The 14,353-nt window shown below is 41.8% G+C and carries 9 protein-coding genes, 1 tRNA gene and 3 pseudogenes; 10 read left to right on the forward strand and 3 right to left on the reverse strand.

Annotated elements, in window-relative coordinates; all coding sequences use genetic code 11:
• Positions 1–22: 22 nt before the first annotated feature.
• Positions 23–1,180: pseudogene (locus O7C57_RS19565) on the forward strand (PTS transporter subunit EIIC); the annotation flags it as partial.
• Between the two features lie 14 nt (positions 1,181–1,194).
• The gene (locus tag O7C57_RS19570) at positions 1,195–2,565 is read left to right on the forward strand and encodes a class-II fumarase/aspartase family protein (RefSeq protein WP_154623533.1); all 1,371 of its coding nucleotides are present in this window, start codon (positions 1,195–1,197) and stop codon (positions 2,563–2,565) included.
• Between the two features lie 194 nt (positions 2,566–2,759).
• On the opposite strand, the pseudogene O7C57_RS19575 reads toward O7C57_RS19570, so the two are convergent.
• A pseudogene (locus O7C57_RS19575) lies at positions 2,760–3,253 on the reverse strand (tyrosine-type recombinase/integrase); the annotation flags it as partial.
• A gap of 165 nt (positions 3,254–3,418) precedes the next feature.
• Positions 3,419–3,513, reverse strand: a tRNA-Sec gene (locus O7C57_RS19580).
• A 255-nt stretch (positions 3,514–3,768) separates the two neighbouring features.
• On the opposite strand from O7C57_RS19580, the gene prlC reads away from it, so the two are divergent.
• A complete protein-coding gene (gene prlC, locus O7C57_RS19585; RefSeq protein WP_154624688.1) occupies positions 3,769–5,811 on the forward strand; it encodes an oligopeptidase A in 2,043 nt (680 codons plus the stop codon).
• Positions 5,804–6,568: a 16S rRNA (guanine(1516)-N(2))-methyltransferase RsmJ gene (gene rsmJ / locus O7C57_RS19590; RefSeq protein ID WP_196713933.1), complete on the forward strand. Its 765-nt coding sequence runs from the start codon at positions 5,804–5,806 to the stop codon at positions 6,566–6,568. The genes prlC and rsmJ overlap by 8 nt, the downstream gene beginning before the upstream one ends.
• 59 nt (positions 6,569–6,627) lie before the next feature.
• Here rsmJ and O7C57_RS19595 read toward each other — a convergent pair.
• Positions 6,628–6,981, reverse strand: a pseudogene (locus O7C57_RS19595) (NADP-specific glutamate dehydrogenase); the annotation flags it as partial.
• Positions 6,982–7,325: 344 nt separating this feature from the next.
• On the opposite strand from O7C57_RS19595, the gene O7C57_RS19600 reads away from it, so the two are divergent.
• From O7C57_RS19600 to O7C57_RS19625, 6 genes are all read left to right on the forward strand, one after another.
• Positions 7,326–8,120, forward strand: a complete 795-nt coding sequence (locus O7C57_RS19600) for a class I fructose-bisphosphate aldolase (protein ID WP_154624591.1) — start codon at positions 7,326–7,328, stop codon at positions 8,118–8,120.
• Between the two features lie 11 nt (positions 8,121–8,131).
• Entirely contained in the window at positions 8,132–8,689 is a 558-nt protein-coding gene (locus tag O7C57_RS19605; protein WP_004916012.1) for a glycerol-3-phosphate responsive antiterminator, read from the forward strand.
• A 275-nt stretch (positions 8,690–8,964) separates the two neighbouring features.
• Positions 8,965–10,506, forward strand: coding sequence for an FGGY-family carbohydrate kinase (locus O7C57_RS19610; RefSeq protein ID WP_269723469.1), 1,542 nt, complete (start codon positions 8,965–8,967; stop codon positions 10,504–10,506).
• Positions 10,507–10,524: 18 nt separating this feature from the next.
• On the forward strand, positions 10,525–11,286 hold the full coding sequence (locus O7C57_RS19615) for an SDR family NAD(P)-dependent oxidoreductase (protein ID WP_163860480.1): 762 nt from the start codon (positions 10,525–10,527) through the stop codon (positions 11,284–11,286).
• Positions 11,287–11,320: 34 nt separating this feature from the next.
• Positions 11,321–12,316: a 2-hydroxyacid dehydrogenase gene (locus tag O7C57_RS19620; protein ID WP_196713934.1), complete on the forward strand. Its 996-nt coding sequence runs from the start codon at positions 11,321–11,323 to the stop codon at positions 12,314–12,316.
• Positions 12,317–12,751: 435 nt separating this feature from the next.
• A complete protein-coding gene (locus O7C57_RS19625; protein WP_269723470.1) occupies positions 12,752–14,008 on the forward strand; it encodes a PTS galactitol transporter subunit IIC in 1,257 nt (418 codons plus the stop codon).
• Positions 14,009–14,353: the final 345 nt, after the last annotated feature.

The raw sequence follows: 14,353 nt of genomic DNA on the forward strand, positions 1-14,353 counted from the left end.
ATCTCTATATTGAATACACGACCTACAAACCATGAATATTAGCGCCGCAGGCGGGATAATCACTGGATTAATTGCTGCTTGGGCGACCGATAAATTCTATAACCTTGAGTTACCGACTGCATTTGCCTTCTTCTCAGGTAAAAAATCTGTCTCGATTATTATGATTGGTTTAATGATCGCAGTGGGTGCTGTCTTACCTTTTATTTGGGAAATTTTGGTTCTTGGCTTGATGAAATTATCCGCCGTGATCCTCAGCCCTGTCGGACCATTCTTTACTGCGGGTGGTGAACGACTCTTTATTCCATTTGGCTTACACCATGTTTGGAACGTTTTATTTAGATTTACAGAAGCAGGTGGCTCTTACGTTATTGATGGACAGACGTTTGTCGGTGTTGTTCCTGCCATGACGGAAGTGTTATTCAAACAAGGACCAAACAGTGAATACTGGGCGATGATGCCAAGCCTGACTCGTTTTATGGCTCAACAGCAGATGTTAGTGACCTTGTTCTTATTCCCTGCTATTGCCTTAGCCATCTATAAGACATCCAAAAAAGAGAACCGTGCTGAAGTTAAATCAATGCTGGTGACCATGGTCTTAACAGCCATGTTAGGTAACGTGACCGAACCATTAGAATTTACCTTCGTCTTTATCGCACCTCTTTTATATTTAGTTTATGCAATCATTGTTGGTATTGGTGCAGTTTTACTCTCTTTAGCAGGTGTTGCAATCGGCTATATCCGAGGAACGGTGTTTGACTTTACTATCTTTGGCTTGCTGTATGAACACACGAACTGGATCTTCTTAGTTATTATTGGAAGCTGTTTAGCTGTTGTAACTTACTTTATCTTCTACTGGGCGATCATCAAATTTGATATCAAAACACCAGGCAGAGAAGAATCAAGTAATTTGAAAAATACCTTAATTAAAGAAAAACGCTATGGCGAGATTGCAGAAAAACTGATTAACGCTTTAGGCGGTAAACAAAATATTCGTAATGTTGATAACTGTATTACCCGTATGCGTATTGACGTCGCAGAAGTGAATCAAATTGATAAAGAGTTAATGTTGGAATCTGGTTGTACTGCATTCTTCTTCCCATCGGCAAACCATGTCCATGTTGTCTATGGTCCAAAAGTTGAGTTTGTTCGTAATGCTGTTGATGAAGCAATGAAGAAATAAAGAAGGGATACAAAATGAGAGCGTTATACGATTCTAAAAGTAAAACGATTGATGACCGTGGAATAAAAGACCTGTTATCGAATGAAGCCAAATATTCAACTTGGTTAATGTTTGAATCAATGCTAGCTCAGGCTCAGGCCGAACTTGGTTTTATTCCTCAATCAGCAGCGGATGAAATTAAAGAAAAAGCCGTCATCGAAAATATTGATTTCGAAGAAATGAACCGTATTTATCAAAAAATCGGTCATGGCTTTGTACCTTTTTTAAAAGTACTGGTAAATGCTTGTTCCGAAGAGAGCGGTAAATATATCCATTATGGAATTACCACGCAGAATATACAGCAGAGTTCACAGCTGTATATGATGAAGACGGTACATCATAAGTTTATGTTGCTGTTAGGCGAGATCATTGAAAACTTATCTAATTTAGCATTGAAAACCAAATCGATGGTAATGCCAGGAAGAACCCATGGCCGCCATGCGATCCCGATTACCTATGGATATAAGGTTTCTGTCTGGATCAGTGATTTCATTGATTGTTATCAACGCATGCAAGAATGTGAAAAGCGTGTATTTACTATCATGATGGGTGGTGCTGTTGGGGCATTTAACTCAATGCCGGGTGTCGGCTTAAAGGTACAAAAAAGAGTTGCCGAGTTAGTGGGCATGGAAGCGATGGAAGTACCATCAAGAAACCTTAGTACCCATAAATTAGAATATATGGCTAACTTAGCGTTGATGGCTAACATCTGTCATAAGATTGGTGAAGAAGTTTATAGCACAACATTGGAAGAAATCGCTGAGGTTTCTGAAGGGTTTACTAAAGGCACCGTGGGTAGCAGTACCATGCCACATAAAATTAACCCTAAATTAGCCAAAGGGATCATTGCTAACTCACAGAAATTGTATTCCTTGCCAAGTGTGGGTATGTACTCTGCGGTAAGACCATATGAAGGGGATAGCAGTTCATACATGCTGTTTGATGGCCTAATTGAAGAAGCATTAGAGCTCACTACGGAGATCTTGTTGAGAACCGAAGAGCTGTCTAGAACTATTGTGCCTCATGAAGAAAGAATGCTACATAACGCCCTCAGAAATAAAGGATTAGATAATACTGAATACGTTATGATGAAAATGGCTGAAAAATTGGGTAAAGATAAAGCTCACTCACTACTCTATGACGAAGCGATTAAAACCGCTGCTGATGGTGAGGATTTTTATACGAACTTAACTAAGAATGAGATCATTTCAGCCACATTTAGCAATGATGAAATCAAAGAAATGTTAGACCCTCGAGCTTACATTGGTTTGTCTGTTGAAATTGCCGAGAAAGAAGCAAAACGTGGGTTTGCGACTGTGCAAAAGATTCAACAACATTATAAATAAACCATAATGTTAAGAATAAATAATATATTAAATATTATTTGCAATCTCTAATAAATATGGTCGTCTTTATATCTATAAGTAAAGACGACCAATCATGACTTAAAACTCACACTGGCCACATTATCCAAACTTCCCTCCAACTCCCCCATTTAATCGGCATACCACTACATCATTTCCCTGCACCTTTTCATATACTAAGCGTGATTATACGTACCACGGATCGCATTCTTATCGATATGTGCAAGCTAGGTTTCAATCCATGCTGAATGAAATCCCTTTTCATGCAGAATCGTACTCATTGTGTCGGGAAGCCGTACCCTGTTAGCCTTTCTTTATATCCCAGCAACTCAATAACCTGATTCACGCTTTCTTTGCTGATCGGCTTTCTATGGTCGTTACGACCTATAAATACGAGTTCATAATGTCCTGATAACGGCTTAAGTGAATTACATAGCTCGTTCGGCTGTTTTGATAACGGTACAACATGCGCTCGCTTCATTTTCATGACTTCAGCAGGTATCTCCCAAATTCCTTTTTCTAAATCAATATCCTGCCAATGGGCAAAGCGGAGTTCTTGCGGTCGAACAGCCGTTAGCAAAATAATTTTAGTCGCAGTTTTGGTGATCACATTATCAGTGTAACCTGCTAAATTTTTTAGAAAATATGGCAACTCTTGAGCTATTAAGAACGCGGAATAAGAATTTCGGGGTGCAAAATAGACCATATCTAAATGCCTTCCTAACAAACAGCCCTAATTGGGTGATATGAGTAGAACCGAGTTGATGATAATAGACTTTATCTGTTGAATTTAATGGGGGTTAATTGATTTTAGTGGAGGTGCATTGAACTTGAGTGGCGGAAGATCACAGGAGTCGAACCTGCCCGGGACTGCTGGCAGCCCCAACTGGATTTGAAATCCAGCCGCCTCACCGGAGACGACGATCTTCCTTTCTGTAGAAGCTCGATTATAGCCCGAATAGTCTGTTTTCCAAAGCTTAGTGAATAAAATAGTCACATTTATTGATAAATATTAAGCACAAAAAACGCTATCGTGTATTGAGGTTTTCATTTCCGCCCCCATATAATTTTACATATTCACAGTGGCGTGCTGCTTTCGTTAAGCTGAGGGTCAGCCGTTTAACTTATTGTCACTACAGTAAGCCTTGGCCTACGAGCGCAAGCCTGCTATCACAGGATGTTTATATGACAAACCCATTATTAACCGATTCTGTACTACCTCATTTTGCTAAAATTGAACCTGAGCATGTGTTTCCTGCGGTTCAACAAGTTCTGACTGAATATCGTCAAACTGTCGAAAATATCCTGTCAGCTAACAATCAATACACTTGGGATAACCTATGTCAGCCTCTTGAAGAAGCAAGCGATAAACTTTCCCGTGTGTGGTCACCCGTTGGGCACCTTCATTCCGTTAAAAATAGCCCAGAGCTACGTGAAGCTTATGAAAAATGTCTACCGCTGCTCTCTGAGTTTAGTACTTGGATGGGCCAACATGAGCCGCTATATCAGGCATATAAATCACTGAAAGACAGTGCTCATTTCGCTTCACTCAGCCAACCGCAGAAAAAATCAATTGAAAATACCCTACGCGATTTTGAGTTATCGGGTATTGGTCTGCCGCCTGAGAAACAACAACGCTATGGCGAAATCGTGGCACGTTTGTCAGAAATTGCCTCTAAATTCAGCAACAATGTCCTTGATGCGACAATGGGTTGGACAAAATTAATTAAAGATCAAAACGAACTGGCTGGTATGCCGGAAAGCGCTATTGCCGCAGCAAAAGCGATGGCGGAGTCCAAGGGCGAAGAAGGCTATTTACTCACCCTAGATATGCCAAGTTATTTGCCAGTGATGACTTATGCTGATAACGCGGAATTACGCCGTGAAATGAGTTATGCCTACAGCACTCGCGCATCAGATCAAGGCCCAAATGCGGGAAAATGGGATAACAGTGAACTTATCGATGAGTTGATGGCACTACGTCATGAACTTGCGCAATTACTTGGTTTTAAAAACTTTGCTGAAAAATCACTCGCAACGAAAATGGCTGAATCGCCAGAACAAGTATTGGATTTCTTAACGAATTTGGCTGATCGAGCACATCAACAAGGTAAAAATGAATTAGCAGAATTAACGGCATTCGCTAAAGAACATTATGGTGTTGAGAAGCTGGAATCTTGGGATCTCGCTTATTACAGTGAAAAACAGAAACAATACAAATTCTCTCTCAGTGATGAGCAACTGCGCCCCTATTTCCCTGAACAACGTGTGATTGAAGGCTTATTTGAAGTCGTTCATCGTATTTATGGGTTAACCGCCAAAGAGCGCAAAGACGTTGAAACATGGCATCCCGATGTGCGTTTCTTCGAACTGTATGATGATACCCATACCCTGCGCGGTAGCTTCTACCTAGACCTCTATGCACGTGAACACAAACGTGGCGGGGCATGGATGGATGATTGTGCAGGAAGAATGGTTCACAAAGATGGCTCATTGCAAAATCCTGTTGCTTATTTAACTTGTAACTTTAATAAACCACTTGGCGATAAACCTGCTCTGTTTACCCATGATGAAGTGATCACCCTATTCCATGAATTTGGTCATGGTTTGCATCATATGATGACAAAAATCGATGTGGCTGACGTTGCGGGTATTAACGGTGTGCCATGGGATGCAGTGGAACTGCCTAGTCAGTTTATGGAAAACTGGTGCTGGGAACCTGAAGCGCTAGAGTTTATTTCTGGGCATTATGAAACAGGTGAACCATTACCACGTGAAATGCTCGACAGCATGTTAGCTGCCAAAAACTATCAATCGGCAATGTTTGTACTACGCCAGTTAGAATTTGGCTTGTTTGATTTCCGTTTACACGCTGAATATGACCCTGCGAAAGGCGCGCAAGTCATGCCAACCCTTTACGCGGTCAAAGAAAAAGTTGCGGTTGTACCATCACCTGAGTGGAGCCGTTTCCCACATGCCTTTAGCCATATTTTTGCTGGAGGTTATGCGGCGGGTTATTACAGCTACCTATGGGCCGATGTATTAGCAGCCGATGCTTATTCACGCTTCGCAGAAGAAGGCATTTTTAACCGAGAAACAGGGCAATCATTCCTCGATAATATTCTGAGCCGTGGTGGCTCAGAGGAGCCAATGGTACTGTTTGAGCGTTTCCGCGGTCGTAAACCTGAATTAGATGCGATGTTGAAGAGCTATGGTATCGATGGCTGATCACATCAAGATCCAGTTGATCTGTGAAGAGGGTGCCGACCAAGGCACCCTTTCTCAACTTGCGGATAAATGGCAACTTGCTCATTGCGCTGATGCCGTTATGGCGCTCGTTCTCACGCCTGAAAACTTGCAACTACGCAAATTAGATGAACCCAAACTGGGTGGAATTTTTGTCGATTTTGTTTCTGGTGCCATGGCCCATCGACGTAAGTTTGGTGGAGGGCGTGGTGAAGCGGTAGCAAAAGCGGTTGGCATCAAAAAAGACTATTTGCCCAATGTCATTGATGCAACGGCTGGGCTTGGCCGAGATGCTTTTGTGCTCGCTGCACTAGGCTGCCATGTAAAAATGTTTGAGCGCCATCCTGTGGTTGCTGCACTTTTGGACGATGGACTGCAACGTGGCTACCAAGACAGTGAGATTGGAGAATGGCTACAACAACGCATGTCACTGATCCATGCCTCGAGTATTACTGCATTAGCAGATATCACAACATCCCCCGATGTGGTTTATCTCGATCCGATGTACCCTCATCGGCAAAAGAGTGCATTAGTCAAAAAGGAAATGCGGGTTTTTCAATCATTAGTCGGTGCTGATGAGGATGCTGACGCTTTACTTGCTCCCGCTTTAGCCTTAGCTAAACGTCGTGTCGTGGTGAAGCGACCTGATTATGCTGAGCCCCTTGCTGGTCAAAAAGCCCCTTCCGCGGTCATAACCAAAAATCATCGATTCGATATTTATCCCTGTATTAAAACATAACGACGAAGGGCGTATATTACTGTTATCTCCGCCCTTTCGCGTATGTTTAAACTAAATAATTACAAAATACCCTGTGCAAGCATTGCATCTGCGACTTTAACAAAGCCCGCAATGTTTGCGCCTTGCACTTGCGCCTTGCATATAATTAGTTTGTTTGGCTTCACCACCGAACTCGACGCAGTGGTTATGGATATCTAACATAATATGATGCAAACGCGCATCAACCTTCTCAGCTTTCCAACCCATACAAGCCGCATTTTGCGCATTTCTAAACCTGACGTTACAACACCACCGGTGTTCGCCGCTTTACCTAGCGCAAACAATACGCCAGCTTCAAGGAAAAGCTCTGTAGCTGGGATGGTTGTTGGCATATTTGCCCCTTTAGCAACGGCTTTCACACCATTTTTGATGATATGTCAAAAAGTTTAACGCGACACTTATCACAATTTTGCAACATCCATTAGACAACGCAAACTTGGGTATGGTAGAGATAATAACCATACCCAGTTTATTAAACTTAGTTAATTTACACCCAGCTAACTTTAATAAACTGACTGACAGATTAATTTTCCGATTAAAATCATCTAATAAGAAAATTACCTATCAGTATGAAAAAGAAGTCATCAAATACCGATTAGGTTTTCTATTTTTCTAAGCCGAAAAGAAAAACAGAAAACCACAGGGTCAGTGAACTGAAAGCCCTCAGAGATCAAAACGGTCTCTGAGGGCTTTTTTTATTTTTTATAAAGGAAATATTATGTCTAAACAACGCCGTTTATCCAAAATTTTTGCAAAAGATGGTAAGTCCGTCACACTGGCACTCGACGGTTATTTTTTCTCCACCAAAACTGCTGGCATCGATAACACCATCAAGAAAATGCCTGAACTGGCTGCTAACGGTTTAGATTGCGCCTTAATCACTTATGGTATGGCAAGAAACTATGCAGATGCCTTTAATGATGTTTCAATCGTGCTACGTGTTGATTCTACGGTAAATGTGTATGACAACAGCGTGCCTGATACCCAACAAGTTTTTGGTGCCGAAGAAGCACTGAAAATAGGTGCTGATGGCATGGTATGCATGACCTTCCCGGGCGCATTTAATGAAGAGAAAACTCACGCTATGACGGCAAGATTGGTCAAACAAGCTGAGCAATGGAATATGCCATTTATCGTTGAATCACTGCCATACGGCTATGCAGTCACGAGCCCTGAATCCAATGAAGCCAAAGTGATTGCTGACTCTGCGCGTATTGCGGTTGAGTTAGGGGCAGATATCATCAAAACACGTTTTTCTGGCACACCAGACGACTATTTGATTGTCGAAGCATCAATGGTACCGGTTTTAGCACTCGGTGGACCAAAAACCGATACACTGAGTTATTTCAAATTTGTTGAACACTGTATGAAGATGGGAGCCAAAGGCGTTGCTGTCGGCCGTAACATCACTCAAGACCCTAACCCTGTCGCGATGGTGGCTGGCCTTAACGCTATCATCCATCTCGGTGCATCACCTGAAGAGGCATTTGCGCTCTATCAAAATAAAAATTAGGAATTATTAGCATGAATTTAAATAACACCATCATCCCATCGGTTCGCAACTATAAATATTTCGAGCGCGCACTTGCTAGCCACTCTGAATATATCTTATTGCCGGACGCCGATATCGGCAATTTACAGTCGATGATTGGGAAATGCCATAAAGCGGGAAAAAAGGTGTTAGTCCATTTGGAGTTATTAGGTGGATTTAAACCTGACCAAGCTGGCGTCACCGTATTAAAGAATTTTTATAAGGTGGATGGTGTTATTTCATCAAATTTTACCGCCCTACGTTACGCAAAAAAAGAAGGGTTAGACACCATCTTTCGCGTATTACTCGTTGATTCACGCTCACTAGAACAGGCCAGTAATATGGTCAAAAACTATTCCGTGGATGTCGATGCGATCGAGTTATTACCTGCTGAATATGCTTGTACCTGTTTTGATTTATTAAAACGCAGTTTTAACCAAGCCAATACGCAATTTATTGCAGGTGGCTTTGTTAAACGAAAATACTTAGTTGAAAAGATTTTTTATACCGGTTTTAACGGCATTACCACCAGTGAACATACATTGTGGTAATTAAAGTTTGAGTTGTAAACCCTACGCCAACACCATTACAACTCAAATAATTAAAATAATGATAAACCCAAAATATACGCTCTACAGCGATTCAACATAAAACAATAGAGCTGTTGTATGAAATATCTGTGGTGTAACAGCCACCCAAAATAGTTCGTGCTACAGCTAGGCGGTAAATGAGGATATCCCAGGGAGCATACATAAGTATGTGACTCGGGTAGCCAAATACAGCCAACGACGCTGTGGTGCGAAATATGAAGGGTTAGAGGAGTTCCATGAAAAAATATATCTTAGGAATTGATAATGGCGGCACTGTGACCAAGGCTGCTATCTATAACCTCGAAGGCCAAGTACTGGCTATTGCGTCCAATACCACTCGGATGATCACCCCAAAACCCTTTTTTACTGAAAGGGATATTGAGGAGTTATGGCAATCTAATTTACTCGTTATCAAAGAGGTACTTAAAAAATCAGTTATTGATGCTGCCGATATTATTGGCATCTCAGTAACCGGTCATGGCAATGGTCTCTATTTAGTTGATGAGCAGGGAAAACCCACTCGTAATGGCATTATTTCAACAGATAATCGTGCCAAAAAATATGTTGAACAATGGTATCAATCACCTAAATTCGAAAGTGAAATTCTACCTAAAACCATGCAATCGATTTGGGCAGGCCAACCTGTCGCCCTACTCGCTTGGCTGCAAGATAATGAACCTGAAACACTAGAAAAGGCGCGTTACATCTTTATGGTGAAAGATCTGATCCGCTTTTATTTGACGGGTGAAGCCACACAAGAGCTGACCGACATCTCAGGTACTAACTTGATTAACGTACGCGATCGTTGCTACGACAATGAACTACTCGCTTTCTGGGGTGGGCTATCGTGGAAAGATAAACTACCGCCAATCAAGCTATCAACTGATTGTTGTGGCCGTATCACAGAAGAAATCGCTGCACTGACTGGCCTTAAAGCAGGCACGCCAGTTTCAGGTGGCATCTTTGATATTTCCGCTTCGTCATTGGCTTCAGGTATCAACCAAATCAACAAATTGGCGATTGTTGCAGGAACCTGGAGCATCAACGAATACGTCACCGACAAACCGGTGGTTGATAAAGATTTGTTTATGACGTCGATTTACCCGATGGAAAATCGTTGGCAAATTACTGAAGCCAGCCCGACATCTGCCAGTAATTTAGAGTGGTTTATCACCCAATTTATGGCGGCAGATAAGCAGCTTGAAGAAGCCAAAGGCAGTTCAGTGTGTGAACTGTGTAACCAATTAGTGGCTTCCACCACGCCAGATGAAAGCCAATTGATGTTCTTCCCGTTTGTTTTTGGTTCCAACACCATTCCAGATGCCACTGCCGGTTTTGTTGGTGTCACCAGTTTCCATCAACGCGCTCACTTCCTCCGTGCTATCTATGAAGGAGTTGCATTCAGTCACCTTTATCATGTCGAGCGGCTGCGCCGTATTAATCCACAGTTGAGCAATGTGATCCGCATCGCGGGCGGTATTACTCACTCACCCGTTTGGCTACAAATTTTTGCCGATATCTTCCAGAGCCAATTAGAAATCGTCGATGTGAAAGAGCACGGTACCCTTGGTGCCGCCATGACCGCAGCGGTGATGGAAGGCTATTTCCCCGATGTTTTTGCGGCTTGTGATGCGATGGTAAAAGTGTCTGAAGTGATCCATCCACAAACGGATAAACAAGCGGTTTATGCCAAAAAATACGCCATGTACAAACGCATGTTAGATGATATGCAACCGACATGGAAATCACATAACCCCCAGCAAACCATTGATGCTTAAATAAGGAGTTAGTTGATCATGGAACTCAATTTACACGGTAAAAATGCGCTGGTCACTGGTGGGGCGACTGGACTAGGACGTGAGCTGGTGCAATCGCTGGTAAAAGAAGGCGTTAACGTCTGCTTTACTTATCGTAGCCACCCAGAAGCCGCATTAGCGCTAGTTGAGGCGCTAAATGGTTTAGATGGGACTGAGGTAGTTGCTATCCGAACCAACTTAGGCGACAGCCAAGAGATTGATGCATTATTTGAGCAGGGGCTCACCCATTTCAAACAATTCGATATCCTGATTAATAATGCAGGTATTTGGCCGACAGGGATGGTCGCAGATATTACACTGGAAGAGTGGGATAACGTGATGAACATCAACCTAAAATCCGTTTTCCATTTAAGCCAATTATTTATCAATCAATGTTCAAATAAGCAAATCACTGGCTCAGTGCTCAACATTACCTCGCAAGCAGCGTTTCATGGTTCAACGACTGGTCACTCACACTACGCCGCCAGTAAAGCGGGCTTAGTCGCCTTTTCAATATCACTGGCGCGTGAGGTTGCCAAACAAGGCATTAATGTTAACAACATTGCAGTTGGCATTATGGATACTGAAATGATCCGCGGCAACCTAGAGAAAGACCCACAATATTATCTGAATCGAATTCCTGTTGGGCGTGTCGCCTCCCCTGCTGAAATCGCGGATATTGGGGTGTTCTTGGTTTCAGAAAAAGCCAGTTATATGACGGGAGCAACCATTGATGTGACTGGTGGGATGTTAATGCGCTAAGCCCATAGGGCAACAAAAAATTTTGGAGAACAACATGAAATGTCTGGCAATTGCAGATCTATTTATTGATAAACCAACCATGGAGGCTGGGCTAGAAAAGCTACGCCAACAAGGTTATGAGGTTATCATTCGTCAGTGGGCACACCCTTCTATTGAAAAACTGCAAGAAGATAACTTGCAAGTTGAGCAACACGGTGCGGAAGCGGTGATTTTACCAGCGGATTTATATGCGGATTTACAAGATGTTGAGTTAGTGATCACCCAGTTCGCCCCTGTGAATAAAGCAGTAATCGATAAACTACCAAAACTGAAATATATCGGTGTATTGCGTGGTGGCATTGAAAATATCAATAAAGAATATGCCGAGAACAAAGGCATTAAGGTAATGAATACACCAGGGCGTAATGCACGCAGTGTGGCTGAATTTACGGTTGGCATGATGTTGGCTGAAACACGTAATATTGCACGTGCACATGATGCATTGAAGGATAAATATTGGCGTAAAGATTTCGTCAACGCGGATGTGATCCCAGAAATTGGTGGAAAAACCATTGGGTTAGTTGGCTTTGGCCATATTGCTCAACTGGTGGCTAAATTCCTTAAAGGCTTTGATACCAACGTCATATTTTACGATAAATACGTTGACGCTGTTGACGGTTACACCAAAGTTGATTCACTTGAAGATTTGGTTAAAGTTGCCGACATTATTTCGCTACACGCACGTTTATCCCCAGAAACACAAAACTTGATCAACGAAAAACACTTTAAATTAATGAAACCCACCGCCGTAATAGTGAATACCGCGCGTTCAGGTTTAATTAATGAGCGTGATTTGCTGCAAGCACTCAAAGAAAAACGCATTATGGGTGCCGCTATCGATACCTTTGATGATGAGCCATTAAAAGAGGAGAGCGAATTTTATTTATTAGACAATGTGACCATCACACCGCATATGGCAGGTAGTACTTTAGATGCATTCAGCAATACGCCAAAACTATTTGCTGAGATATTTTTAAAACAACAAAAATAATTAATTTAACGAAAAGAACATCGGCAAAAAATATAAAAAATAAACGATAGGGTGAAACCTGTCAGGGGCACCCTATACCCTACAAAAACAACCTTATGTATTTTGAGTAATTATAAACCACAACTTATTTCACTATCAGGTTTATTTTTTTATTCAATACGCAGTAGGTAAATACTCTAAATAGTTCGCGTTGTGGCTAGGCGACAAGCAAACGAGTCGCTAGGGCATACATAAGTATGTAACTAGGGTTCGTAAATGAAGATAGTAACGCCACCGCGCGAAATATGACGAGCATATAAATACTCTAAATAGTTCGCGTTGTGGCTAGGCGACAAGCAAACGAGTCGCTAGGGCATACAAAAGTATGTGACTAGGGTTCGTGAATGAAGCCAACAACGCCACAGCGCGAAATATGACGAGTATTGGGAGAAAGACATGGATATAATCAACAACATCATCGGGCTGGGCGCATCGGTTATGATGCCAATAATATTTTTCATTATTGCATTATGTTTTGGCGTTCGCGTAGGCACCGCTTTTAAAGCGGGTATGTTAGTCGGCATCGGTTTTGTTGGTGTTGGCTTAGTCATCAACTTATTACTATCGAATTTAGGACCCGCCTCGCAATCGATGGTTGAAAAGATGGGTTTAAACCTTACCGTGGTTGATACGGGTTGGCCTACTGCCTCCACCATTGGCTGGGGCTCACCGATTATGGTGCCAGTTGTACTAGGCTTTATTGCGATCAACTTAGTGATGGTTTTATTTAAGCTCACAAAAACCATTAATATTGATATCTTTAACTATTGGATATTTTTATTAGTCGGTTCTGTAGTGTATGCGGGTACTGAAAGCTACTGGCTATCAATTGGTATCACTTATGTGATCTTTATTGCCACTTTGGTTGCGGCAGATATTACTGCACCTTATCTACAACGTAATTATAATTTACAAGGCATTTCCTTCCCTCATCTGACTTGTATTATGTATGTACCGTTTGGCATCGTGACAAACTATATTATCGAGAAAATTCCAGGGTTAAATAAAATTAACCTCGAACCCGAAACGATTAATAAAAAATTCGGTGTATTCGGTGAACCATTAACATTAGGCTTTATTTTAGGTTTGGTATTAGCATTGATGGCAGGCTATCCTATCAGTGAATCTGTTGCACTCGCCGTGACCGTGTCTGCGGCAATGTTACTCCTGCCTAAAATGATCGAAATTTTAGTCCAAGGTCTGTTAGTTGTTCGCGATGCCGTTGAAGCAAAATTGAAAAAGAAATTCCCTAACCGTGATTTCTATATTGGCATGGATACTGCGCTGTTAATTGGTGAACCTTCCGTGTTGGCAACTGGGCTATTACTGATCCCAATGGCGATTGTGTTAGCTTTCGTACTACCGGGCAACAAAGTATTACCTTTCGTTGACCTTGCTTCATTGATGTTTTTATTAGCTATGGTGACACCATTCTGTAAGCGTAATATGTTTAGAATGTTTATCTGTGGCACATTAGTCCTAACATCCATTTACTATGTGGGAACCGATATTTCCACGGAATATACGCAAGCTGCGGTGAATTCGAATATCCCAGTACCAGAAGGGATTTCAGAAATGACCAATATCGTGGGTGGAGCAACCACACCTGCGGGCTGGGCAGCAGTAAAAATTGGCGAATTAATCGCTAAGTAATCCTCAATTAACAGCTAACTATAACTTCTCTTAGTTAGCTGTTTTATTTCAAATACTCACCAGCGCTACGGGTAACCAATTTCCCTTCTCTCTTCTTTATAAATACCCTCACTCACTACAGTTTTAGGCCGAGAGCATTCATAACGTGAAGTCTATAAAATTCATTTAATTTAAGTTAATCTTGGTAACTATTAAAATATTTTAAACAATGACAAATGGAAAAATAGGCATTCGAAACCTCTACCAATAGATATTTTAAGTGGTTGGCAACGTATAGCATTTTTTTACCCTTATTCGCCCGATATTAATCACAAGAAAAAATTATCTATATCCCGAAAAGTGCTT

The organism is Providencia sp. 21OH12SH02B-Prov, from assembly GCF_027362595.1.
GTDB classification, from domain to species: Bacteria; Pseudomonadota; Gammaproteobacteria; order Enterobacterales; family Enterobacteriaceae; genus Providencia; species Providencia zhejiangensis.